Genomic DNA, 24,887 nt, shown 5'->3' with positions numbered 1-24,887 from the left:
GATTTTTGCCGGCGGGCAAACCGGCGGCCTGCATTTTTTCAAACGGTTGTATCACGGCGCGGGCCATACCCGCAGGCAAAATGCGTTCGGAATTGTTGGAAAGGTTTGGCTTTCCCCATTTGTCTGCTTAAAAAGCCGTTAGGGTAATTAACCTAACAATATGGCATAACAGGGTTAAGATTATGGCGAAGTAAGTAAAACAGCTATAAAAATTGCTATCACATTACAGTGCTGCCGGGGTTTTAACGGCGGCGGTTCTGATACCGGCCGTAAATTTTGCTACGGGCTGATAATGCTCTTCCACTTGTTGCGCAACGTTTGCAATTGCGCGGGTTTCATCTTTTTCAGACGGCCTCTGCTATTGCTGCGGGCGGTTATTTTTCATCAAAACTGACAGCTATGAGAAACATATATATATCGTGCCGGCTGCCGTTATGGGCGGCGTTGGCATCATTGGCTGCGCCTGCCTTGGCGTTTGCCGAAGACATTCAGGCGCAACGGGAACATTGGGCGGCACATGCGCGCAGCAGTGCGGCGGCGTTGTCGGAATCGGTGGCGGCATTGCAAAAGCTTTACGCGCAAAGCGGTGACGACCGTGTGCGTGCCGACTTGACCGCACTCTTGCTGCGGCAGGGGCGCAGCAGCGATGCGCTGGCGGTATGTGCCGCGTGTGCGCCTGCCGATTACCGTGCCGACGAATTGGAAAATCTGGCCAAAGCCGCCCGCGACAACCGGCAGTTTGTACGCGCACTCACACTTTACCAGGCTTTGCAGGTGCGTGCGCCGCAACAGAAAATCGGCTGGTTGGGGGCCTCGCTGACGGCGGTGGATGCGCAAGAGTTTGCCGCCGCGCAAACGCATATCGATGCTTACCGGCGGCATTTCGGCGATGATGCCGACATCCGCGCCGCCGAAGCCTATCTGAAAACCCGCTCGCAACCCTTGGCCGAGCGTATCGGCGTGTTGCAGCAGCAGTTGGCCGACAACCCCGGCGGGCGTGATACGGTGTTGCAGCTTTACCGTGCGGCGGCGGGTTTGCAGGCTTATCCGCTGCAAGCTGAGCTGCTGGCGCAGTATCCGCAATACTTTACCCGCGCCGATCATCTGTGGCTGCAACATGCGGAATCGGTAAGCCGCTTGAGGGCAGCGCGAGAAAGCGCCAACCGCGCGCAAGCCGTGGCAGCGTTTGAGCGCTTCGGTGAAATTGCCGCACAGAGCGAGCCGGGCAGCGAGCTGTATCTGCGTGCCATGCGCGACCGTGTGGCCGCCGGCGCGGCATCGGGCAACGACAAGCAGGTGTTGGCCGATTACCGGACGTTAAGCCGCTACGGTGCACAGCCCGAATATGTGCAAGATGCTTATGCACAGGCGTTGTCGGCCACCGGTAATCCGCGCAAGGCCGCCCGTGTTTATCAGCAATTGGCGCAGCAGCACGAGGCCGAAGGCCGTGCCGTCGGCGTGGAATTGAGTGAAAAACGGGTGCAGGCCGATGCGGATTTGGGGCTTTACACGCAGGCGCAAAAGCATCTGTCGGGCTTTACACCTGTGGCCAAGCAAACCTTGGATTTTACCCGCACATCGTCAATCAACAATCCTTATTACGATCGGCAATATTTCTGGCAGGCCCGCTTGGAAGCCTGGAACGGCAACATCAAAGGCGCCACCCGCATGATGGACAATTGGCTGGCCGAGCATCCCGGCGACCCGTGGGCGATGATTTTGCGCGGCGAGCTGGCGCAATGGAATGGCCGCCATGATGAAGCCGAGCAATGGTTTGCCGAAGCCGAACAATGGCTGCCCGAAGAAAGCCGGGGCTGGGTGCGCACCAGCCGGGGCGCGATTTTGATGGAAAACGGCAATTGGGCGGGCATGAAAGCGATGGCGGCAGGCCTCAGCCGCGATAACCCCGATAATGCCGGGTTTTGGCAGCGCTATGATGCGGCGCGGGCCGCGCAATTGAGTGTTTCAGGCGGCCTCTTTAAAGCCACTTCGCCGCGTGACAGCGGCAATGAGTGGTCGCAAAGCGCCACGCTTTATTCGCCGCGCAGCAGCAGCGGCCACCGCGCTTATATTGCCCAGCAAAGCGGGTTTGTGCCCAATCACGGCGATGAGTTGCGGTATGGTCGTGTGGGGGTGGGCGGCGAGCTGAGTTTTTATCCGTTCAGTATCGGCTTTGAAGCCGGGCGGGGCACGCAGTTGAACGACAAAGCCTATTTCAGCGCCGGCTTGGGCTACCGCCTCAACCAGCATTGGTCGTTTGCCGCCCGTGCCGCCGCCAACAGCGCCAACACGCCGGCCAAAGCTTTGAGCCAGGAAGTGTATGCCGACGAATACAGCTTGTCGGCCAACTACACCCATTCGGCGGATACCCGCGCAGGATTCGGCGCCGGCGTGATGGATTTCGACGACGGCAATCTGCGCCGCAGCGCTTATGCCTGGCTGTCGCAAAGTTTGTGGCAGCGCAACCGTTGGAAGCTCGGCGGCTCGTTGTGGGCGGATTACAGCCGCAACGATGATGTGCCTTCCGCTTATTACTACAACCCTGCCAGCAGCAAAAGCGCCAGCGGCGATTTGAGCTTGTCGTATGCCTTGCCGCTGGACAACAACATGCGGCTGACCCAACGTTTGGGCGCCGGAGCCGGCCGCTATTGGCAGGCCGGGCAAAGTGCCGAAAACACCTGGACGGTGAAATACGGCCACGACTGGAGCCTGGGTAAGCGCGTAGGGCTTTCTTATGAAGCCGGACGCAAAAAAGCCATTTACGACGGCGATGCCGAATATCAAAACTTCGGCAACGTCGGCCTGAACGTGCGTTTCCAATAAAGAGGCCGTCTGAAACATGAAATTTTTCTCACTGATGATTACTGCCGTATCCGCCCTGTTGGCATGGACGCCCGTGGCGGCGGCCGGGCTGGGCACGGCGTTTGCCGAACCGGCGCATGAAATCCGTTACGGCGCGCTGTGTTACCACGATGTGGTCGATGAAACCCGCCCCGCAGCCGCCAGCCGCCGGGACGACCAGTTTGAAGGCGATTTGCAGCGCCAATATTTTCCGCAAACCATCACCGTGCAAAAACTGGTGGCCCACTTCAACTGGCTGCAAAGCAACGGTTATACGCCGGTGAGTTGGGCACAGATTCAGGCGGCGCGCGCAGGGCAGGGCAGATTGCCTGAAAAGCCGGTGCTGCTGACGTTTGACGATGGTTATGAAAGTTTTTACCGGCTGGTGTTTCCGCTGCTGAAAGCCTACCGCTTTCCCGCAGTGTTTGCCGTGGTGACCGGCTGGCTCGATACCCCCGAGGGCGGCACCATCGCTTATGGCCGCCAGCAATTGCCGCGCCGCGATTTTGTGAGCTGGGCGCAAGTGAAAGAAATGCACGACAGCGGCTTGGTCGAAATTGCCTCGCACACCCACAATCTGCACCGCAGCCTGCAAGGCAACCCCGGCGGTTCGCAGTTTGCCGCGGTGTTGTCGGGGCATTACCGCAACGGCCGTTACGAAACCGAAAGCGAATACCGGGCGCGGTTGCGCGATGATTTCCGCCGCTCCGCCGCTTCGATTGCCCGCCACACAGGGCAGCGCCCGCGCGTTATGGTGTGGCCTTACGGGCAGTTTAGCGAAACTGCCGCGCAGATTGCCCGCGAAGAAGGTTATGAGAGCGATTTGACACTCAACGACAAAAAGCTGAACACCGCCCGCGATAGCCGCCAGGGCCGCGAGCTGATCACGCAGGAAACCCGCTTGGATTTTCTCAACAGCTACCTGAACGGCAAAATGTTTGCACGCGATATCCAGCGTGTGGTGCATGTGGATTTGGATTATGTGTATGACCCGGATCCGGCGCAGCTCAACCGCAACCTCGACAAACTGGTGCAGCGCATGGCCGATTACGGCATCAGCACGGTTTATCTGCAAGCCTATGCCGACAGCGACGGCAATGGTGTGGCCGAGGCATTGTATTTTCCCAACCGCTATTTGAAGGTTAAGGCCGATTTGTTCAGCCGCGTGGCTTGGCAGCTGATGACGCGCGCGGGGGTGGAGGTGTATGCCTGGATGCCGATGATGGCGTTTGATTTCGGCGGCGGCCATGAATACATCACCCACCATCAAACCGGCCGCCCCGACCCGAAACACTATCTGCGCCTGTCGCCGTATCATGCCGGCAACCGTGAAAAAGTGGCTGCGCTGTATCGGGATTTGGCTTTCCACAGCCGTTTTAACGGCATTTTGTTTCATGATGACGGCTTCTTGACCGATTTTGAGGCAAATGGCGGCCAAACCACGCAAACTTTGGCCGAGGCGGGCGCAAAAACCGATGATTTGATTGCGTATTCCAAACAATTGCAGCAGGCTGCGTTGGCTTACAGCTATAACGGCAGCGACATGCTGAAAAGCGCCCGCAATATTTATGCGGGTGTGGTGATGGATCCGCAGGCGGAAAAATGGTTTGCCCAAAGCCTGTCGAAATTTGCCGCTGCTTATGATTACACCGCCATTATGGCCATGCCGTATATGGAACATGAGCAACCGCTCAATCCGGTGCAGGCGCAGGCATGGTTGAAAAAACTGACGGTGGCGGTTAAGGGCAGCGGTGTGGCGCCGGAAAAAACCGTGTTTGAATTGCAGGCTCGCAATTGGCGCACCGAGGAGCCTGTCCGCAGCGAAGAGCTGGCCGGCTGGATGCAGCTGCTGAAAGCAGAAGGTATACGTAATTTCGGCTATTACCCGGATGATTTTCTAAACAACCGCCCGGACAGTAAAGTGCTGCATCCTTATTTTTCAATGAAGCGCTAGGGTATCCGGACAATTTGTTTATGAGGGGATTTTTGTTCCTGAAAAATGCAGATGCCAGGCAAAAAACACCCGTAAATCGAATTGTCCGGACACCCTAGGGCTTTCTAATTATCGGGTATGGGTAGAGATTCAGACGGCCTGATTTTGCCAGGCCGTCTGAAACCAATAAAAAAAATCATGGACGATTATGCGTTGGTATGAATATTTAGGCATTTTTGTGATGCTTTATCCGGGCGTGATGGCGGTGTATTGGACGGTGTCGGGTATTTTATATTTTATCTTTTTCGAAAACCGTGCCGAAGATCCGGATTTTGACTACAGCGGCCGTAACAGTGTGCCGATGGTGAGTGTATTAATTCCCTGCTACAACGAAGAAGACAATCTCGACCAATCGATTCCACACCTGCTCAAGCTGAATTACCCCAATTACGAATTGGTGTTTATCAACGACGGCAGCCGCGACAATACGTTGAAAATCATCCGCCGCTGGGAGTTGGCCGATGAGAAAATCGTTGCGCTCACGCAGGAAAATTCCGGCAAAGCCGCAGCCATGAACCACGGCCTGCTCAAAGCACACGGGGAATATGTGGTCGGCATCGATGGTGATGCGGTTTTGGATTATTACGCACTTGATTACATTGTGCAGGCGTTGGAAGCCAACCCAATGCTCGGCGCCGTTACCGGCAATCCGCGGGTGCGCAACCGCAGCACTGTGTTGGGCAAGCTGCAAGTGGCTGAATTCAGCTCGATTATCGGCCTGATCAAGCGCTCGCAAAGCATTATGGGCACGTTGTTTACCGTGTCGGGCGTGATTGTGGGGTTGCGCAAAGAGATTATCGCCAAAATGGGCGGCTGGAGCACCAATATGATTACTGACGATATTGATGTGAGCTGGAAAATTCAAACCGGCGGTTACAACATCGCTTATGAACCGAGAGCGCTGTGTTGGGTGTTGATGCCCGAAACGCTGCGCGGCCTCTACAAACAGCGCCTGCGTTGGGCGCAGGGTGGGGCGGAAGTGATTTTGAAATATGCCGCTCAGGTGTGGCGGCTGCGCAATTTCCGCTTGTGGCCGCTGTATCTCGAATATCTGATAACGCTGACGTGGGCATATTTGATGTTTGCTTTTATGGCCATCGGCTTGTATCAGGGTATCCGTTACGGCACATTTGATTTCCACCCGTTTGAAGTGGCCAGCGTGGTGACGCTGGTGATGTTTACCATTCAGTTTTCAGTGAGCATTGCAATCGATAACCGCTATGAAAAAGGGCTATGGCGCTATTTTACCAGCTGTATCTGGTATCCCTACGCTTTTTGGCTGATTAACAGTCTCACCCTGGTGCACGGCCTGCCCAGAGCGGTTTTCCGCAACAAAAACAAAAAAGCGGTGTGGGTCAGCCCCGACCGCGGTGTGCAATAGATGGCAAACAAGCAGACGGACAATGAAGGAATCAATATGATAGACGAATCTTTACGCAAGCTGATGGTGATTGATAAAGCGCGCAGCCGCAACCGGCGGATTACGGTGAAAAGCTGGCTGATTATGATGGTTACCTGGAGTTTGTGGCTGTATGCGCTGTATCATTTGGGTGACAAATACCAAGTGCTGCTCGACCGCCCGTTTGCCGGCAGTTGGACCTTCGGCGATGTGCTTGAAGCGGTGAGCGTGCTTTTGCTGTTGCAGTTGAATTTTCTGTTTGTGTGGTCGATTATGGTGCAGCAGCGGGTGAAGTCGATGCATCAAAAAAGATAAACCGCTGCAACAATTATCAGGCCGTCTGAAATTTCAGACGGCCTGATAATTGTTGTATGATGTTCACTCAATAAAGATAAGCGGGCAGGTTATACCCGTTCATAAAAATAACCTAACGGCGTTGGCTCGCCTTGCCGTACGTGTGTACTGTCTTCGGCTCGCCGCCTTGTCAGCTTATTTTTGTGAATGGGTATTACAGCAAGGCTTCAATATCGTCGGCAATTTCGGCAGGCGATACGCTGGGGGCAAAGCGTTTGACCACTTCGCCGTCGCGGTTGACCAGAAATTTGGTGAAATTCCATTTGATGTCGCTGCCTTCGCGCTTTTCGCCCAAAGAGGCGAGCTTGAGCAGAAATTCTTTAAATTTTTGGCCGCCGCTGTCTTCAGGCTGTTGCGCTTTCAGATAGGTATAGAGCGGGTGTTCGTGGGCGCCGTTGACGTCGATTTTGCTGAAGATGGTGAATTTGGTGCCGAATTTCAGTTGGCAGCTTTGCGCAATTTCTGCGCTGCTTTCGGGTGCTTGTTCTCGAAATTGGTTGCAGGGAAAATCGAGAATTTCCAAACCTTGCGGTGCATATTGGGCATACAGTTGTTGTAATTGCTCATATTGCGGGGTAAGGCCGCAGCGGGTGGCAGTGTTGACAATCAGCAACACTTTGCCTCGGTAATCGCTCAGGCTGATTTCATTGCCTTGTGCATCGGGCAGGGTAAATTGATAGAGGTTGGTCATGGTTTATCCTTGGTAACGAGAGGGGCAATATATTTCTGAATCGGGCGGTGTTATCTGAACCAGCCGCGCACCGCTTCCAGCCCGCCGAAGCGGATGCAGGCATCGGCATGCGCCTGTGCTTTGGGTTTGGCGTGATAGGCGATGCCGAAGCCGGCGGTCTGCAACATCGGAATATCATTGGCACCATCGCCCATGGCCAGCACTTGTTCGGGGCGCAAGCCCAGCATTTCCCGGTGCTGTATTAGTAAATCGGCTTTGGCCTGTGCATCGATAATACGCCCCAATAGCCTGCCGGTCAGCTTGCCGTCGGCAGTTTCCAGCATGTTGGCGTAGGCGTAATCCAGCCCCAGCTGCCGTTGCAGGCGTTCAGTGAAAAAGGTAAAGCCGCCGGATACCAGCATAAATTTGATTTGGTGTTTTTTGCAGGCTTCAAGCAGGAATTCTGCGCCGGGGGAAAGTTGCAACACTTGGTCGTAAACTGTTTGCAACACGCTTTCATCCAGGCCTTTGAGCAGCGCAACGCGTTGACGCAGCGATTGTTCGAAATCCAGTTCGCCGCGCATCGAACGCTCGGTAATCTCGGCTACCTGTGCTTTCAGCCCGACACCGGCGGCAATCTCATCCACACATTCGATGGTGATCAAAGTGGAATCCATATCGCTGACAATCAGCCCCAAATCGGCAAATTCTCTATCGGGCAATACGGCGTAATCTATTTGCTGTGCAGCCAAAATGTCGGCAGCAGCTTCGGGCAGGGTGAAGCTGTCGGGCACGCTGATGCGGACAACGGTGGGTGAATAGGGTGCGACCGCGGGAAAATCGGACAAATCACACGAAGCGATATCAGGATGTTGGAGTATAAGGGCTTGGGGCATGGCGGCGGGCTTTGTGGGAAATAAATCTGATTATACCTGCAACCGGTATGCTTGAGGCCGTCTGAATAGGCGTGGCCGTCTGAAAAAATAAGCTGGCTGTCTATTTTGTTTAAACTTAAGAAAGCGGTAAGCGCCCGGTCGACCGGTCGCCCTATCCGCTTAGTTTTTGAACGGATATCAAAACACAAAAACGGTTTTAGTTTCAGACGGCCTCCGCTGCTTCTTTTTGCGGCGGGTTTTTCAGGCTGAGCAGCAAATCGCGGAAAACATTGGGGTCTTTGATAAAAGTCATTTCACCTTCTTGCGGGAAGTGAAAATCCAGCAGGCGGGATACCCAGAACCGAATACATCCGGCACGCAGCGCGGTCGGGTAATAAGCCTGCTCGGCATCATTTAGCGGACGTATGCTTTGATAGCCATTGAGCAAAGCCGCTTCTAACGTGTCGTTGAGCTGGTTATCGGCTGTTCTGGCCCAATCATTGACGGCAATCGCCAAGTCATACATAAAGTTGCCTTCGCAGGCGTAGTAAAAATCAATAAAGCCGGCCACCTGTTCGCCATCCAGCAATACATTGTCTTTAAATAAGTCGGCATGAATAATGCCGCGGGGCAGATGATCGCCCTTGTGTTGGTCCAAATAGTTTATTTCATCCGCCAGCAAAACCGCATCATGCCCTTCAAGCACCGGCAAAAGTTGCTGATAAGCCTTGTGCCACCAGTGGGTATAGCGGGGATTTTCCATCTTTAAAGGAAACGATTGCCCGGCCAAATGCATTTTGGCCAACATGGCTCCGGTGTGGAAACATTGCGCCTCTGTCGGCCAGCCGGTGTCGGCGCCTTTCAAGCAGGTCACCAAACAGGCCGGTTTACCGGCAAGGGTGGCATCCAGCCTACCATCTTTTTTAGGGATGGGGGCAGGGCAGGCAACACCATTTTCACTGAGGTGTTGTTTGAGCAATAGAAAAAAAGGCAATTCTTCTTGCTTTAAAACCTCAAATACAGTTAATACAAACTTCCCGGTAGTTGTGGTTAAAAAATAATTGCTATTGGTAATGCCTTGAGCAATGCCCTGAAGCGCAATAAATTCGCCAAGGTTATATTGTTCGAGAAAACGACACATTTCATCATCGGAAACGCTGGTGTAGACAGACATAACAGAGCCTATTGAAAATATTGGTGCTTATGATACCAAAAACAGCGGCGATAGAGATACAGTTATGTTGGGAAGAGCCGGGTGAGACTGACTTGTGAACAAGTCGATGTGAAAAACGTTGAAACAAAATGCGCATCTAAAACAAGGCGATGCCGGTTTTAGGTAAAAAACTTCCGGCATTTTGGTTGACGGTGTTTGGTTGAGGGAGTATAGTTCGGTTCTTCGCTGCTTCGGCGGTGACGAAACGATCTGATAATTATAGCACGGACGGTGGGATTGAGAAGGCTTTTTGATAAAGTTTTTGGATTCTGCGGTTGACAAGAAGATTGGGTGTTGTATAATTTCGTTCTTGCTCTTTAACAAACAGATTACCGATAAGTGTGAGTGCGGTGACGCCTCACACTGTTGAAAAAGATAGACAAGAAATGTTTTAACATATCTTCGTTTATTTCTTTGAAGCAGACCAGAAGTTAAAAAAAGTTAGAGATTAAACATAAGAGTTTGATCCTGGCTCAGATTGAACGCTGGCGGCATGCTTTACACATGCAAGTCGGACGGCAGCATAGAAGAGCTTGCTCTTTTGATGGCGAGTGGCGAACGGGTGAGTAACGCATCGGAACGTACCGAGTAGTGGGGGATAACTGTCCGAAAGGATGGCTAATACCGCATATTCTCTGAGGAGGAAAGCAGGGGACCTTAGGGCCTTGCGCTATTTGAGCGGCCGATGTCTGATTAGCTAGTTGGTGGGGTAAGAGCCCACCAAGGCGACGATCAGTAGCGGGTCTGAGAGGATGATCCGCCACACTGGGACTGAGACACGGCCCAGACTCCTACGGGAGGCAGCAGTGGGGAATTTTGGACAATGGGCGCAAGCCTGATCCAGCCATGCCGCGTGTATGAAGAAGGCCTTCGGGTTGTAAAGTACTTTTGTCAGGGAAGAAAAGCCGCCGGCTAATACTCGGTGGTGATGACGGTACCTGAAGAATAAGCACCGGCTAACTACGTGCCAGCAGCCGCGGTAATACGTAGGGTGCGAGCGTTAATCGGAATTACTGGGCGTAAAGCGAGCGCAGACGGTTATTTAAGCAAGATGTGAAAGCCCCGGGCTCAACCTGGGAACTGCGTTTTGAACTGGGTAACTAGAGTGTGTCAGAGGGGGGTAGAATTCCACGTGTAGCAGTGAAATGCGTAGAGATGTGGAGGAATACCGATGGCGAAGGCAGCCCCCTGGGATAACACTGACGTTCATGCTCGAAAGCGTGGGTAGCAAACAGGATTAGATACCCTGGTAGTCCACGCCCTAAACGATGTCAATTAGCTGTTGGGGTACATGATGCCTTAGTAGCGTAGCTAACGCGTGAAATTGACCGCCTGGGGAGTACGGTCGCAAGATTAAAACTCAAAGGAATTGACGGGGACCCGCACAAGCGGTGGATGATGTGGATTAATTCGATGCAACGCGAAGAACCTTACCTGGTCTTGACATGTACGGAAGACTCCAGAGACGGAGTTGTGCCTTCGGGAGCCGTAACACAGGTGCTGCATGGCTGTCGTCAGCTCGTGTCGTGAGATGTTGGGTTAAGTCCCGCAACGAGCGCAACCCTTGTCATTAGTTGCCATCATTAAGTTGGGCACTCTAATGAGACTGCCGGTGACAAACCGGAGGAAGGTGGGGATGACGTCAAGTCCTCATGGCCCTTATGACCAGGGCTTCACACGTCATACAATGGTCGGTACAGAGGGTAGCCAAGCCGCGAGGTGGAGCCAATCCCAGAAAACCGATCGTAGTCCGGATTGCACTCTGCAACTCGAGTGCATGAAGTCGGAATCGCTAGTAATCGCAGGTCAGCATACTGCGGTGAATACGTTCCCGGGTCTTGTACACACCGCCCGTCACACCATGGGAGTGGGGGATACCAGAATTGGGTAGGGTAACCTTCGGGAGCCCGCTTAACACGGTATGCTTCATGACTGGGGTGAAGTCGTAACAAGGTAGCCGTAGGGGAACCTGCGGCTGGATCACCTCCTTTCTAGAGAAAGAAGAGGCGTTGTCGTATTCACACTTATCGGTAAACTGTAGAAGAGATGCAGAATTAAAGAAGCAAAGGCCTTGGGTTTGTAGCTCAGCTGGTTAGAGCACACGCTTGATAAGCGTGGGGTCGGAGGTTCAAGTCCTCCCAGACCCACCAAACAGAAGTAGCACCGCACGGCCGGTACTGGGGGCATAGCTCAGTTGGTAGAGCACCTGCTTTGCAAGCAGGGGGTCATCGGTTCGATCCCGTTTGCCTCCACCAAAAGCTTCCCAAATCAAAGCGAGTTGGAAAAGGAAAAAGAAGCGGCAGCTTCTTATTTTAATTGACAGAGCGAAAGCGGCTGTTATAATGGCCAGCTCATTTTGATTTGCGAAGTTATTCTGAAGCCCGGGCAAAATCCGCGGCGGCAGACGCATCGATCTTTAACAAATTGGAAAGCCGAAATCAACAAACAAAGACAATGTTGTTTCGATTGGAAGCGCAAACCGTTGCAACGGAATGCGTTTCAGCAAAAGCAGAGCCGGTATATCCGGCGACAGCCCAGCAGCAATCGGAGCACAAAAATTTGGGTGATGATTGTATCGGATTCACTCTGAAACACAAAAGGCAGAGTGAATCACACAACAAAGCAGTAAGCTTTATCAAAGTAGGCACCTCAAGTCCGGTCCCCTAGTCAACGGGAGGTTGGGCGAAGTCAATGAGGTTCTTGAAATGATAGAGTCAAGTGAATAAGTGCATCAGGTGGATGCCTTGGCGATGATAGGCGAAGAAGGACGTGTAAGCCTGCGAAAAGCGCGGGGGAGCTGGCAATAAAGCAAAGATCCCGCGATGTCCGAATGGGGAAACCCACCGTATTCTGTACGGTATCCTCAAGTGAATACATAGCTTGAGAGAAGCGAACCCGGAGAACTGAACCATCTAAGTACCCGGAGGAAAAGAAATCAACCGAGATTCCGCAAGTAGTGGCGAGCGAAAGCGGAGGAGCCTGTATACGATAATACTTGAGATAGAAGAACAAGCTGGGAAGCTTGGCCATAGTGGGTGAAAGCCCCGTATTCGAAATTTCAAGTATGGTACTAGGTATACGACAAGTAGGGCGGGACACGAGAAATCCTGTTTGAAGATGGGGGGACCATCCTCCAAGGCTAAATACTCATCATCGACCGATAGTGAACCAGTACCGTGAGGGAAAGGCGAAAAGAACCCCGGGAGGGGAGTGAAACAGAACCTGAAACCTGATGCATACAAACAGTGGGAGCACCCTAGAGGTGTGACTGCGTACCTTTTGTATAATGGGTCAACGACTTACATTCAGTAGCGAGCTTAACCGGATAGGGGAGGCGTAGGGAAACCGAGTCTTAATAGGGCGACGAGTTGCTGGGTGTAGACCCGAAACCGAGTGATCTATCCATGGCCAGGATGAAGGTGCGGTAACACGCACTGGAGGTCCGAACCCACGCATGTTGCAAAATGCGGGGATGAGCTGTGGATAGGGGTGAAAGGCTAAACAAACTCGGAGATAGCTGGTTCTCCCCGAAAACTATTTAGGTAGTGCCTCGAGCAAGACACTGATGGGGGTAAAGCACTGTTATGGCTAGGGGGTTATTGCAACTTACCAACCCATGGCAAACTAAGAATACCATCAAGTGGTTCCTCGGGAGACAGACAGCGGGTGCTAACGTCCGTTGTCAAGAGGGAAACAACCCAGACCGCCAGCTAAGGTCCCAAATGATAGATTAAGTGGTAAACGAAGTGGGAAGGCCCAGACAGCCAGGATGTTGGCTTAGAAGCAGCCATCATTTAAAGAAAGCGTAATAGCTCACTGGTCGAGTCGTCCTGCGCGGAAGATGTAACGGGGCTCAAATCTATAACCGAAGCTGCGGATGCTAATTTAGATTAGCATGGTAGGGGAGCGTTCTGTAGGCCGAAGAAGGTGACTTGAGAAGGTTGCTGGAGGTATCAGAAGTGCGAATGTTGACATGAGTAGCGATAAAGCGGGTGAAAAGCCCGCTCGCCGAAAACCCAAGGTTTCCTACGCAACGTTCATCGGCGTAGGGTGAGTCGGCCCCTAAGGCGAGGCAGAAATGCGTAGTCGATGGGAAACGGGTTAATATTCCCGTACTTTGATTTAGTGCGATGTGGGGACGGAGAAGGTTATGTCAGCGGTCTGTTGGAATAGGCCGTTCAAGCCGGTAGGTGGAAAGTTTAGGCAAATCCGGACTTTCATAACACCGAGAAGTGATAACGAGCATCTACGGATGCGAAGTGACAGATACCACGCTTCCAGGAAAAGCCACTAAGCTTCAGCTAAATCAGAACCGTACCGCAAACCGACACAGGTGGGTAGGATGAGAATTCTAAGGCGCTTGAGAGAACTCAGGAGAAGGAACTCGGCAAATTGATACCGTAACTTCGGGAGAAGGTATGCCCTCTGATGTGAAAGACTAGCTCTGTAAGCATTGGAGGGTCGCAGAGAATCGGTGGCTGCGACTGTTTATTAAAAACACAGCACTCTGCTAACACGAAAGTGGACGTATAGGGTGTGACGCCTGCCCGGTGCTGGAAGGTTAATTGAAGATGTGAGAGCATCGGATCGAAGCCCCAGTAAACGGCGGCCGTAACTATAACGGTCCTAAGGTAGCGAAATTCCTTGTCGGGTAAGTTCCGACCCGCACGAATGGCGTAACGATGGCCACACTGTCTCCTCCTGAGACTCAGCGAAGTTGAAATGGTTGTGAAGATGCAATCTCCCCGCTGCTAGACGGAAAGACCCCGTGAACCTTTACTGTAGCTTTGCATTGGACTTTGAAGTCACTTGTGTAGGATAGGTGGGAGGCTTAGAAGCCGAGACGCTAGTCTTGGTGGAGCCGTCCTTGAAATACCACCCTGGTGACTTTGAGGTTCTAACCCAGGTCCGTTATCCGGATCGGGGACCGTGCATGGTAGGCAGTTTGACTGGGGCGGTCTCCTCCCAAAGAGTAACGGAGGAGTTCGAAGGTTACCTAGGTCCGGTCGGAAATCGGGCTGATAGTGCAATGGCAAAAGGTAGCTTAACTGCGAGACCGACAAGTCGAGCAGGTGCGAAAGCAGGACATAGTGATCCGGTGGTTCTGAATGGAAGGGCCATCGCTCAACGGATAAAAGGTACTCCGGGGATAACAGGCTGATTCCGCCCAAGAGTTCATATCGACGGCGGAGTTTGGCACCTCGATGTCGGCTCATCACATCCTGGGGCTGTAGTCGGTCCCAAGGGTATGGCTGTTCGCCATTTAAAGTGGTACGTGAGCTGGGTTTAAAACGTCGTGAGACAGTTTGGTCCCTATCTGCAGTGGGCGTTGGAAGTTTGACGGGGGCTGCTCCTAGTACGAGAGGACCGGAGTGGACGAACCTCTGGTGTACCGGTTGTCACGCCAGTGGCATAGCCGGGTAGCTAAGTTCGGAAGAGATAAGCGCTGAAAGCATCTAAGCGCGAAACTCGCCTGAAGATGAGACTTCCCTGGTGGTTTAACCACCCTAAAGAGTCGTTCGAGACCAGGACGTTGATAGGTCGGGTGTGGAAGCGCGGCAACGCGTGAAGCTAACCGATACTAATTGCTCGTGAGGCTTGACTCTATCATTTGAAGAACTTCGAATGATGATAAAGCTTACTGAAGTCATGAGCCGTACAGCAGTACGGACATGCGATACACATTACCCTTGTTGGAAGCGGGCGCAGCGCCCAGAGCGCGCCTCGGTTCATGTTGATAAAGCAAGATGGGAGACCATGTTGCGACGGCTTTAGCAATTTGTACAGTTTAAGTCTGGCGGCCATAGCGAGTTGGTCCCACGCCTTCCCATCCCGAACAGGACCGTGAAACGACTCAGCGCCGATGATAGTGTGGATACCCATGTGAAAGTAGGTCACTGCCAGACACCCATTCAAGAGCCCCGATACGGAAACGTATCGGGGCTTTATTCTGTGGGTGGTTGGCGGGTGGACGGCCCCAACAGCCTCTTGCTGTTGCCCGATTGCGACAAACCGGCGCAATATTCGGGCACATAACCGTTAATGCAGTAAAAATATTTGAACGCATCAAAAAATACCCTTATCATAAACAAATGCCGGCATGCAGCAGAGGCTGCCGGTGAAGGCCGAACAACATTACGAAGGAAAACAATATGAAAAAACTGATTTGGGGCGCACTGGCGCTGATAAGCACCGGCTTCTCGCTGGCGGCGGTCAACATCAACACCGCCGGGGAAGAAGAGCTCAAAGCCCTGCCGGGCATCGGCCCCTCGAAAGCGGCGGCGATTGTAGAGTACCGCAGCCGCAATGGCAACTTCAAAAGTGTGGAGGAGCTGAAGAACGTGAAGGGGATCGGAGACGGTATTTACAACCGTCTGAAGGATGAGGCTTCGGTATCGGGGGCGGCGGCGAAGAAGGCCAAGCCTGCGCTTAAGAAGCCGTGATGCTGCGTTTAGCTGTTTGAAGGCTGCCCGTTCGGGCGGCCTTTGCTTTAGGGGGGAATGGCGGCTGCACAATACCGGGTGTTGGCGGCGGTGCCCGCCGGGTTGCTGCCGCGGCACCTTGGCTTATTTCGTTTCAATGATTGCGATACGTTTGATACCATTTATTCAAACTGCGGTTAAACCGACTCCGTTGCTTGAACGATGCCGTCTGAAAGTGTCTTGAAGGCTTTTACTGCATCGGGCTGCAGCCTGCATGTCGGATAGCTGCTGATGGTTTGTTGTTGGGAGAATGGACACGGTTAGACAGGAATATCAGGAAGTGGCTTCGATAGCAATCTGCTTATTGCGGGGAGCTTTGGCTGCGGTTTGCTGTTATTAAGGGGCTTTACTAAGGTTGTTTGAATGTTTCAGACGGCCTTAGGTTTGCATTTCAAGTGCAACACTTGGAAGTAAAGGTTTGAACACTCAAGAATAAAGCACTGGGCGTTTCATGGCTAAGTTTTTTTCTCGAACGATGATCCAATGCATCCTAAACAGCCTTAATCTGGCGCTTACTGAACAACCTGAAATCCGTTTTCTTTGGAAAGTATGGGCGGATAAGACCGTTGGTGTTTTCATTGCAGCCCTTTTCCTTATGAGAGATAGGCTGCCGAAATAAGTTTTGACCCAATGCAATGGCCCCGCCGACAGGAATCGAACCTGTATTTTACGCTTAGGAGGCATACGTTCTATCCGTTGAACTACGGCGGGATTGGTGGGGCAAGGAGGTAGGGAATTTAGTTGTTTGTAAAAATTTCGATGTTTCAGGAAACTCTGGCCAATGATTCTCGCGCCAGTTGGTGCATGGCTTGAGTGATTTCATTGTCCGGTAAAATGCTTAGACAGGTAAGTGCTTGTTCAACGGCTTTACGTGCTTCATTAATCGAATAAGGTAATGCATCAGATAAGGTAACATGCTGGTGGATTTTAGTGAAATAACTGCGATCTGCATTTTCCAGGGCATGACGAACATCTTTAGCGGCTTCTGGGCTGCCTTGTTGCATCAGATAAATTAATGGCAGAGTCGGTTTGCCTTCGGCGAGGTCATCACCAACATTCTTGCCGATTTCATCAGTATCTCCCGAGTAATCCAGAACATCATCGATAATTTGAAAAGCTGTGCCGACATACATGCCATAATCTTTTAGGGCTTGCTCTTGCTCGGGCGTGGCGCCGGCTAAAATAGCGCCGACTTGTGCGGCTGCTTCGAATAATTTGGCAGTCTTATATTGGATAACTTGCAAATATTCTTGCTCGGAGATGTCTACATTGCCGATATTCATCAGCTGCATGACTTCGCCTTCAGCAATAATATTGGTAGCATCGGCCATCACTTCAAGAATTTTCATACTGCCGGAGCCAACCATCAGCTGAAAGGCGCGGGTATACAGAAAGTCTCCCACTAAGACCGCAGCAGCATTGCCAAAAAGATTATTGGCCGTTTTGCGTCCGCGGCGCAAATCACTTTCATCGACAACGTCATCATGCAATAAAGTGGAGGTGTGGATAAATTCTACCATCGCAGCCAGAGAATAAAGCTGCGGCTGATCATAACCGAGCACTTTTCCTGCCAATATCGTAATAATAGGACGTAAGCGTTTACCGCCGGCACTAATGATATAGGTGCCGATTTGTGAAATCAGAGCCACTTCAGATTGCACAGCCTGATTGATGACAACGTTTACTTTAGCAAGATCGTCAGGTAAATGGCGTTGGAAATAAGGCAGGTTTTCAAGCATGGCTTTTCGACTTCGTTGTTGGTTTGTATTTGAGCGTTGCCGGTATTTAATATTGGGCAGTGATTTCAGTGGAAATGGCTGCTGAATATTTTCGCGTATTTTTTCCTGCATGCAGCGGTTTAGATTTGAAAAGCTGTTTGGGAAGTTCAATATCCGATGACGCTAAAGCATTGTTTGCAGGTGATACAGCTGCTAATTATAGCAGCAATGATAGGTAATTGCATGGATTATCGGTGAAAAATATGCTTGTACGGTATGGGTGAGTGATGACTTTGGTTAAATGTTTTTGCAGAAGGGTATTTGATTTAATTGAATAAATCTTTGACAGGGCTAGAAAAAGAAAATATAATACCCGATTCCGTGCATGGTGTGCGGATAGTTAATTGAAATTCTCATGGAGTTGAGTATGTACGCGGTCGTAAAAACCGGCGGTAAACAATACAAAGTTACCGTTGGCGAAAAATTGAAAGTAGAACAGATACCAGCCGAACTCGACAGCCAAATCGAACTGAACGAAGTTTTGATGATTGCTGACGGCGAATCTGTAAAAGTAGGTGCCCCTTTTATCGAAGGCGCAAAAGTAACTGCTAAAGTGGTTGCTCATGGCCGTGGCGAGAAAGTACGCATTTTTAAAATGCGTCGCCGCAAGCACTATCAAAAACGCCAAGGCCACCGCCAAAATTTCACCCAAATCGAAATCGTGGCAATCGCTTAATTTAAACAGTTTAGGAGTAACGTAAAATGGCAACCAAAAAAGCTGGTGGTAGCTCTAAAAACGGTCGCGATTCAGAAGCCAAACGCCTGGGCGTAAAAGCCTATGGCAGCGAGCTGATTCCTGCCGGTTCAATCATCGTACGCCAACGCGGCACCCGCTTTCACGCCGGTGACAACGTAGGCATGGGCAAAGACCATACTTTGTTCGCCAAAGTAGATGGTTATGTTGAGTTTAAAGTCAAAGGTGCTTTGAACCGTAAAACCGTTAGTGTACGTCCGTATACCGGTGCCGACGAATAATCTGTTCGTCTGGTTTTATCTGAAACCCCGCCTTGGCGGGGTTTTTGATTATGTAATTTGAGAATATGCAGATTCAAAAGAAAAATGAATTGTGCTGCCTTATCTGAAGTTTAAAAAGCGGTTTGTTAAGATCTTGAAGTGCTGCATTGGTTGCTCGGACAATTAATGACTTTTCATAAAAATAACCCGATCGCGCCGGCTGGCCTGAATTATAAAGGGGGCGGCTTAGCTTTGGTGCTGTAGTGCAGAAGTCAATCTGTCTTGTATTTGTCTGCATGCTGTTATTGCAGCTCATCCACTAGGGTGTCCTGACCATTCAGAATTATTCAGATTTTTTGCGATAAAAGTACAGATGCCAGGCAAAAAAACGTAGCAAGATTGGACATCTTGCGAGGCTTTTTAACGCAGCAGATGTGCTTTTAGCGCAAAAAAGATGATGATATATGAATGGTCAGGATACCCTAGCTTGCCATACTGCCTTGCCTGCCGGATCAGCTTCTTTATCGAATGGATGTCATTGATTGCGGGCAGGTAAGTCTGAAGAGGTAGAGATAAGTAGCGCTTATTTGGCTGGAGCTTAAGCTGTGTTATCTGTGTTTGGGGCGTAAAATTCATTTCAGATCATATATTTGAACATCAGACGGGGATTTTTGTCGGCGTCGGAATAACGTTAATCAAAAGTTTTGTATTGCTTTCACACCCACTCAAAAAAGTAGGCTGACAAGGCGGCGAGTTGAAGACAGTGTGCCGGTACGGCAAAGCGAGCCAATTGGGCTGTTTTTGTGATGGACATAGCAGAAATGTGACAAAGGTTTTAGAGTGCGTGAATAGTATGTTAGATTTAAAGCAACCAAGGCCGTCTGAAACACCCGCGGTGTTTCAGACGGCCTTGGTAGTTTTGTGGTGGAATCAGGCGTGTTCGGTTCTGTGTGCAGCAAGCGGTTTTTTCTTGCTGCGGGTCAGATTCCGATACATCACCCACGCCATCAGGCTCAGGTAGCCGAGGCTGGATAATACGCCGATAATGGCGAAAAGGGGCATTAAGCGGTCAATCATGGTAAGTTCCGAATCAGAAAGTTTTCACATTATTTTTTATTGCAGACGGGCTGATAAATTTGCATTTGCGCATCACAACCCGATACTGCTTTTATCCCGTATGGTGAAACAGCTTCATCTCTGCTGTGGTGTACTGTGCCAAATCAGATAAATCTGCATTTGCAGGGGGTAAAAATCCTCGCGGAAGCGACACATCAAGACACCCTGGTGATAAGAGATTGAAGCGATTCACGTCTTTATTTCTGCTGTGCAGAAATTGTGCTTATAGTATGAAAATAAAGCAGGTTATCGTCAAGCCGTTCGTTTGAAATTTACACCTTTCGTCTGAAATTGATGTTGAAAACGGCGTAAAATGTTGCATATATGTGTCTGTCTGCGATGCTTTTTGCGGGGGAATGGCACTATATTTATTCAAAAAGTAAATTCTGATCATTGGATTGACAGGTGTATTTCGCCTCTGAAAACACATCTGTCGTGTTAAAAAACCGCGTGAGATGATGTTTGCTTGTGTTGCGTTTCTTGACGGGCATCCGCATTTTCAGAAACAAAAAAAACCTCATAAAAAATGGTTAGGGTGCTGAGGTGACAGGGCAGTGCGGATGCCGCTATAAGGCGGTATGCCTGTTGTTTGATTTTGATGCCATGCCATAGTGTCTTGGGCTTGCAACATGGATACAAAGTGGCGTAAATTGGCTGCATGGCTTATCAAAGGAGCGTGAAATGAAAACTTTTCAGACGGCCTTAACCTTATCTGCAGCCTTGCTGCTGGCGGCCTGCGCCACTACGCCCGAACAAAAAGCAGCGCGAGCGGCGGCGCAAAAGCAATATGAGCAAAACCTGCAAGTGGCGCTGGCCGGCCAGTGTGACCGGGAAACGGCTGATTTGATGCGCATGCAGTTTGATCCGCCGCCGGGGCAAACCGAACAACAACGGCAGGCATTCAGGTTGCAATATGTTGATAAAGTGGCCGACCCGATGTTTCAAGCCTGTTACAAAATGGCTTGGCAAAACTATATTTCGCAACAGCGCTTGCGCGAGATGCGTTATTATTATGATGATTATTGGGATCACTTTTACTATCCGTTCAGACGGCCTTTTTACCGCTGGTAGCCGTGTTGGGATAAAAAGTGTGTGATAAATGGTTTCATACCTATTGACAAAAGTCAGTGAATAAGGCGGCAAGCCGGAGGCAATACAGGTGGTGCGGGGGCTGCTGGTTTGGCGCTTCAACAGCTTAGCGCAACCGACTCTCTTTGAGTTCAGGCGTGTCAACGCCATCAGATGAATTTTGTGAATAGGTTTCAGACGGCCTCATCTGTGTTTGTGAGGCCGTCTGAATGTGAGTTTGGGAAAGCCATGCCGAAATACCTGTTATTTTTGCTGACATTGTTGGCAACGGCCGTCAGTTTTGCCCGCGGCGCACCGGAAGCAGATACTTTTTTATGGAAAGTAAGCAAAAGCGGCCGCCCCGATGCTTATCTGCTCGGCACTGTGCATGTGGGCAAAGTGGGCAGCCGTTTGGGCGCCTTGCCGCAACAGGCGCTGGATAAGGTGGCGCAAGTGGTGGTGGAGTCGAATGCCGACGAGCTTGCCCAGCCGCGCCATGCCGCCGAAGCTGCGCGCATGATGCAATTGATGAGCGATAAGCGCACTTTGAACCAATCGCTCGGTCGCGCCAGGGTGTGGGCGCTCAGCCGTATGGCTGCGCAAGGGCATGATCCGATAGACATCAGCGGCAGCCGCCATGATAAACCGTGGGTGGTGTGGGCGATGTTGCAGACCGCGTATTCGCCTAAAGGCTATTCTTACCAATACGGCGTAGATAATTTATTGATTGAGGCGGCACAAAAGCAGCAAAAACCGGTGATTGCGTTGGAGCGGTCAGAGCCTTTGCATTATTTTAACGCCATTCCCGAAAACACCGTCAAACGCAGCCTGGATATGCTCATCCGTCATCATCGGGCGGTATTGTCGGAACAGAAAAAATTGGTCGAAGATTATCAGGCCGGCCGTGCCGGCGCTTTGTGGCAGGAAATCAGCAATCCGCAAACACAGTTAAAATACCAGCCGAAACAAGATCATGCGTATTGGCATGATTTTATGTATCAGAAACTGCTGATTGAGCGCAACCAGCAATGGCTGCCCCGGCTGATTGAGATTCTGCCGCAAAAACCTACACTAGTGGCGGTGGGGGCGGCGCATCTGTTTGGCGAACAAGGACTGATTTTGCGCTTGCGGCAGGTCGGCTATCAGGTTACGCCGGTGTTGCCCGAATCTGTTCGCACATCGTTGGAAAATTGACCCCGCAATCAAAAAAGCGGATAATTTCAACATTCTAGAGTTGTTCAACGGCATCATCATACGGAGCAGCGGAGCCGAGGGCAGTATGGCAAGGCGAAGCCATAAGGTATGATTATTCATTGAACAGCTACATCTTTTCTTTCAGACGGCCTTTCCATGAGGTAAAGGCCGTCTGAAAACATTTATCAGGTTTGCACACACATGAAATCCCCAGAGCTTCTTCTGCCCGCCGGCGGCCTCGAACGCATGCGCGCCGCCTTTGATTACGGCGCCGATGCCGTATATGCCGGTTCGCCCCGCTATTCTTTGCGCGCCCGCAATAACGAATTTGCCAAACTCGAAGTACTCGAAACCGGCATCAGCGAAGCGCACGCGCGCGGCAAAAAATTCTTTCTCACCGTTAATACGCTGCCGCACAACAGCAAGCTGAAAACCTTTATGGCCGATATGGAGCCTTTGATTGCCATGCAGCCCGATGCGCTGATTATGGCTGACCCCGGCCTGATTATGAATGTGCGCGAGCGCTGGCCGCAAGTGCCGGTTCATTTATCGGTGCAAGCCAACACCACCAACTGGTGGGGTGTGAAATTCTGGCAGAAAATCGGTGTTGAGCGCATTATTCTGTCGCGCGAATTGAGCATGGACGAAATCGCCGAAATCCGCCAACAATGCCCCGATATCGAATTGGAAGTGTTTGTGCACGGCGCCTTGTGTATCGCTTATTCCGGCCGCTGCCTGCTTTCCGGCTATTTCAATCACCGCGATCCCAACCAAGGCACCTGCACCAACGCCTGCCGTTGGGATTACAAAGTACACGACACCGCCATCGATGAAATGGGCGATGCCAAACTGCTGCAAGGCTTTGATTTCAATAAAGCGCAAGAAGAAGCCAATGCCGCTTTCGAAGGCATCAACGGCCAAATCCGCCATCCTGCCGCCGATAAAGTGTTTCTGATTGAAGAAGCCAACCGCCCCGGCGAGCTGATGCCGATTATGGAAGATGAGCACGGCACGTACATCATGAATTCCAAAGACTTGCGCGCCATTGAGCAAGTGGCCAAATTGGCCGAAATCGGCGTCGACAGCCTGAAAGTGGAAGGGCGCACCAAATCGGTGTATTACGTTGCCCGTGTGGCGCAGGCTTACCGCAAAGCCATTGATGATGCCGTGGCCGGGCGGCCGTTCGATTACGGCTTGTTGGCGGAACTGGAAGGCCTCGCCAACCGCGGCTACACGCCCGGTTTTTTGGAGCGCCATCAAACCAAAGATTATCAAAACTATCTTTCCGGCCATTCGCTGGCCAAACAAAGCCAGTTTGTCGGCCAGATAACCGACATCGACAGCGAAGGGTGGGCAACGGTGGAAGTGAAAAACAAATTCAGCGTGGGCGACACGCTGGAAATCATCCACCCGAGCGGCAACCAAACTGTGGTGCTGGAAGCGATGACGCGCAAAGGCGAAGCGGTGGAAGTGGCGCCCGGCAACGGCATCGAAGTGAAAATCCCGCAAATGCAGGGCAAGGAAAAAGCGTTGCTGGCGCGGGTGATGAACCCGTAATACCCGTTGGATGCGGCAGATTTGCTGCCGCGGGCGGGCTTGCTTTTGTGAATGGGCACATCTTCAAAATATTCTGAAGCCGTGGGCCGGGTCTGTTGAAGCCGTTTGCGCATCATGCAGGGTTTCAGCAGGCTCTGCCGGATACGGAAATGAGAGACACTATTCAGCAGCCACACAGCATCCCTGATCAATGCGGTCAGGTTTTTTTATGAAACGGTATTGATTTGTATCAGCTGGTAAAATGGTTGCTTTCACAGTTTTCAGACGGCCTGGAGAACCCCCTAAGCTTTGCCCTGCATATTGTGGTGTTCGATTTCGAAACTGTGTTGCCGGTAAGCCTTAAAGCGTTCGCGTGCTTCGGCCAAGTCTTCCAGATTATCGCTGACGATTTCGAGCACGCGGGCGGGTAAAGTGGGGGCTTGGCTCCAAAAGTCGGGGGAAAGGTTGAGCACGGCCCAGCCTTCGCCGATGTCGGGCAGATGGGTGCCTGCTGCCAACAGCAGCGGTGTGTGTGGTGGGAAGGGGCTGCCGGGATACCAGATTTCGTGGGGCAGAAAGCTTTCGGGATCAAAGCGCCATAAATCGGCGTCAAGCCGCGCCAGCGTTTCCTCGGCATCCGACCATACCAACACCCGGCTGCCACTTTGCACGGCGCGGCCGGCCAGGCGGCAGGTAAAGGCGGCGGGGTTGCCGACGTGGGTGTAAAAAGTGGCTTTAGGCATACTGGCTTCCGGGGCGGAAAAGCCCGATTATAGCGTAAATCGCCTCAGACTTCTGCCGGCCGGCGGCATGGCGGCGGCAGTTTTCCCGCATCAGTTTGCGGTAATCAAATATTTCGTCTGCGGTAATAAAAAGGCTGTTGCCAATGGCTTGGTATTTGGCTTGGCGGTTTTTATTTTTATCGACGCCGGCAGCTTGGCGTTGCCGCACCGCGATGCCGTGTGCTTCGATATTATCGGTTATGCGGTATTCAGGGTAACGGGCGCGGGTTGGGTAAGGGTGAAAGTAAAATCCCAATCAAAGGGGGGATGCTTTATCGGCCTTTTTTGGTTGGGGCCGTCTGATACCATTGACAAAAATAAGCCAACTGCGTTGGCTCGCCTTGCCATACTATAGATTCGACCATTTTAATTCTAAAAATATTTTATTCATTTCTTTTTTAAACAATCGGATTGATGTAAAAAATGCAGTTATGAAATTGCCGGTTCTATCGTTATATTGTATTTACCTCGCCGCCTTACTTTTGTGAATGGGTATGAACGATGCAGACGGCTTGGATGCCCGTTTGACAAACCATCTGATGGCGTTGCCAATATATGTGTGGGCGGCCTTTAATCGGGTAGCGTGTCGGTTTGTTTTTTCAAACTGCGATGCAACCCGATAAGATGCAGCC

Annotated in this window: 17 protein-coding genes, 3 tRNA genes, 3 rRNA genes and 1 pseudogene; 16 read left to right on the top strand and 8 right to left on the bottom strand. The window is 51.4% G+C overall.

Translation table 11 applies throughout. The features are described 5' to 3' along the window. Positions 1 to 399: 399 nt before the first annotated feature. The 4 genes from pgaA to LVJ83_RS11720 all read left to right on the top strand — a co-directional run bounded on the left by pgaA (position 400) and on the right by LVJ83_RS11720 (position 6,548). Positions 400 to 2,823 (top strand): poly-beta-1,6 N-acetyl-D-glucosamine export porin PgaA, encoded by a 2,424-nt coding sequence (pgaA, locus tag LVJ83_RS11735; protein ID WP_244784835.1) that lies wholly within the window; start codon positions 400 to 402, stop codon positions 2,821 to 2,823. Between the two features lie 16 nt (positions 2,824 to 2,839). Next, a complete protein-coding gene (gene pgaB, locus LVJ83_RS11730; RefSeq protein ID WP_244784833.1) occupies positions 2,840 to 4,795 on the top strand; it encodes a poly-beta-1,6-N-acetyl-D-glucosamine N-deacetylase PgaB in 1,956 nt (651 codons plus the stop codon). Between the two features lie 187 nt (positions 4,796 to 4,982). Next, positions 4,983 to 6,215: a poly-beta-1,6-N-acetyl-D-glucosamine synthase gene (gene pgaC, locus LVJ83_RS11725; protein WP_244784832.1), complete on the top strand. Its 1,233-nt coding sequence runs from the start codon at positions 4,983 to 4,985 to the stop codon at positions 6,213 to 6,215. Positions 6,216 to 6,251: 36 nt separating this feature from the next. Continuing rightward, on the top strand, positions 6,252 to 6,548 hold the full coding sequence (locus LVJ83_RS11720; RefSeq protein WP_244784830.1) for a hypothetical protein: 297 nt from the start codon (positions 6,252 to 6,254) through the stop codon (positions 6,546 to 6,548). Between the two features lie 193 nt (positions 6,549 to 6,741). Here LVJ83_RS11720 and LVJ83_RS11715 read toward each other — a convergent pair whose 3' ends face one another. The 3 genes from LVJ83_RS11715 to thrB form a co-directional block, all read right to left on the bottom strand. Continuing rightward, entirely contained in the window at positions 6,742 to 7,278 is a 537-nt protein-coding gene (locus tag LVJ83_RS11715; protein WP_244784828.1) for a glutathione peroxidase, read from the bottom strand. A gap of 50 nt (positions 7,279 to 7,328) precedes the next feature. Then, entirely contained in the window at positions 7,329 to 8,153 is an 825-nt protein-coding gene (gene serB / locus LVJ83_RS11710) for a phosphoserine phosphatase SerB (RefSeq protein WP_244784826.1), read from the bottom strand. A 202-nt stretch (positions 8,154 to 8,355) separates the two neighbouring features. Further along, entirely contained in the window at positions 8,356 to 9,306 is a 951-nt protein-coding gene (thrB, locus tag LVJ83_RS11705) for a homoserine kinase (RefSeq protein WP_244784824.1), read from the bottom strand. Between the two features lie 489 nt (positions 9,307 to 9,795). On the opposite strand from thrB, the gene LVJ83_RS11700 reads away from it, so the two are divergent. From LVJ83_RS11700 to LVJ83_RS11675, 6 genes are all read left to right on the top strand, one after another. Further along, positions 9,796 to 11,336: ribosomal RNA gene (locus tag LVJ83_RS11700) — 16S ribosomal RNA — on the top strand. 82 nt (positions 11,337 to 11,418) lie between these two features. Beyond that, a tRNA-Ile gene (locus LVJ83_RS11695) sits at positions 11,419 to 11,495 on the top strand. 29 nt (positions 11,496 to 11,524) lie between these two features. Then, positions 11,525 to 11,600: transfer RNA gene (locus LVJ83_RS11690), tRNA-Ala, on the top strand. 457 nt (positions 11,601 to 12,057) lie between these two features. Beyond that, positions 12,058 to 14,951, top strand: a 23S ribosomal RNA gene (locus LVJ83_RS11685). Positions 14,952 to 15,138: 187 nt separating this feature from the next. After that, positions 15,139 to 15,251: ribosomal RNA gene (gene rrf / locus LVJ83_RS11680) — 5S ribosomal RNA — on the top strand. Together the 16S, 23S and 5S rRNA genes with 2 tRNA genes alongside form the textbook arrangement of a ribosomal RNA operon. Positions 15,252 to 15,497: 246 nt before the next feature. After that, complete coding sequence (locus LVJ83_RS11675) at positions 15,498 to 15,788, top strand: ComEA family DNA-binding protein (RefSeq protein WP_244784473.1); 291 nt, start codon at positions 15,498 to 15,500, stop codon at positions 15,786 to 15,788. A gap of 430 nt (positions 15,789 to 16,218) precedes the next feature. Here LVJ83_RS11675 and LVJ83_RS11670 read toward each other — a convergent pair. The 3 genes and pseudogenes from LVJ83_RS11670 to LVJ83_RS11660 all read right to left on the bottom strand — a co-directional run. Next, a pseudogene (locus LVJ83_RS11670) lies at positions 16,219 to 16,425 on the bottom strand (IS30 family transposase); the annotation flags it as partial. A 38-nt stretch (positions 16,426 to 16,463) separates the two neighbouring features. After that, a tRNA-Arg gene (locus LVJ83_RS11665) sits at positions 16,464 to 16,538 on the bottom strand. Between the two features lie 53 nt (positions 16,539 to 16,591). Beyond that, a complete protein-coding gene (locus tag LVJ83_RS11660) occupies positions 16,592 to 17,566 on the bottom strand; it encodes a polyprenyl synthetase family protein (protein WP_244787774.1) in 975 nt (324 codons plus the stop codon). A 406-nt stretch (positions 17,567 to 17,972) separates the two neighbouring features. Here LVJ83_RS11660 and rplU point away from each other — a divergent pair, with 406 nt between their 5' ends. Together rplU and rpmA are read left to right on the top strand one after the other, a co-directional pair. Beyond that, entirely contained in the window at positions 17,973 to 18,281 is a 309-nt protein-coding gene (gene rplU, locus LVJ83_RS11655) for a 50S ribosomal protein L21 (RefSeq protein WP_095503237.1), read from the top strand. A 26-nt stretch (positions 18,282 to 18,307) separates the two neighbouring features. Then, a complete protein-coding gene (gene rpmA, locus LVJ83_RS11650) occupies positions 18,308 to 18,580 on the top strand; it encodes a 50S ribosomal protein L27 (RefSeq protein WP_244784822.1) in 273 nt (90 codons plus the stop codon). Positions 18,581 to 19,489: 909 nt separating this feature from the next. On the opposite strand, the gene LVJ83_RS11645 is transcribed toward rpmA, so the two are convergent. Then, positions 19,490 to 19,636, bottom strand: a complete 147-nt coding sequence (locus LVJ83_RS11645) for a hypothetical protein (protein ID WP_244784820.1) — start codon at positions 19,634 to 19,636, stop codon at positions 19,490 to 19,492. 720 nt (positions 19,637 to 20,356) lie between these two features. Here LVJ83_RS11645 and LVJ83_RS11640 point away from each other — a divergent pair. The 3 genes from LVJ83_RS11640 to trhP all read left to right on the top strand — a co-directional run bounded on the left by LVJ83_RS11640 (position 20,357) and on the right by trhP (position 23,494). Next, entirely contained in the window at positions 20,357 to 20,746 is a 390-nt protein-coding gene (locus LVJ83_RS11640) for a hypothetical protein (RefSeq protein WP_244784819.1), read from the top strand. A 171-nt stretch (positions 20,747 to 20,917) separates the two neighbouring features. Then, positions 20,918 to 21,937: a TraB/GumN family protein gene (locus LVJ83_RS11635; RefSeq protein WP_244784817.1), complete on the top strand. Its 1,020-nt coding sequence runs from the start codon at positions 20,918 to 20,920 to the stop codon at positions 21,935 to 21,937. A gap of 201 nt (positions 21,938 to 22,138) precedes the next feature. Beyond that, on the top strand, positions 22,139 to 23,494 hold the full coding sequence (trhP, locus tag LVJ83_RS11630; protein WP_244784815.1) for a prephenate-dependent tRNA uridine(34) hydroxylase TrhP: 1,356 nt from the start codon (positions 22,139 to 22,141) through the stop codon (positions 23,492 to 23,494). 281 nt (positions 23,495 to 23,775) lie between these two features. Here trhP and LVJ83_RS11625 read toward each other — a convergent pair whose 3' ends face one another. Next, entirely contained in the window at positions 23,776 to 24,216 is a 441-nt protein-coding gene (locus LVJ83_RS11625) for a DNA polymerase III subunit chi (protein WP_244784813.1), read from the bottom strand. On the opposite strand from LVJ83_RS11625, the gene LVJ83_RS11620 reads away from it, so the two are divergent. Continuing rightward, positions 24,203 to 24,610, top strand: coding sequence for a hypothetical protein (locus tag LVJ83_RS11620; protein WP_244784811.1), 408 nt, complete (start codon positions 24,203 to 24,205; stop codon positions 24,608 to 24,610). The genes LVJ83_RS11625 and LVJ83_RS11620 overlap by 14 nt on opposite strands. The last annotated feature ends 277 nt before the right edge of the window (positions 24,611 to 24,887 follow it).

The organism is Uruburuella testudinis (assembly GCF_022870865.1).
GTDB classification, from domain to species: domain Bacteria; phylum Pseudomonadota; class Gammaproteobacteria; order Burkholderiales; family Neisseriaceae; genus Neisseria; species Neisseria testudinis.
This window is presented reverse-complemented; position numbering and strand designations above follow the sequence as displayed.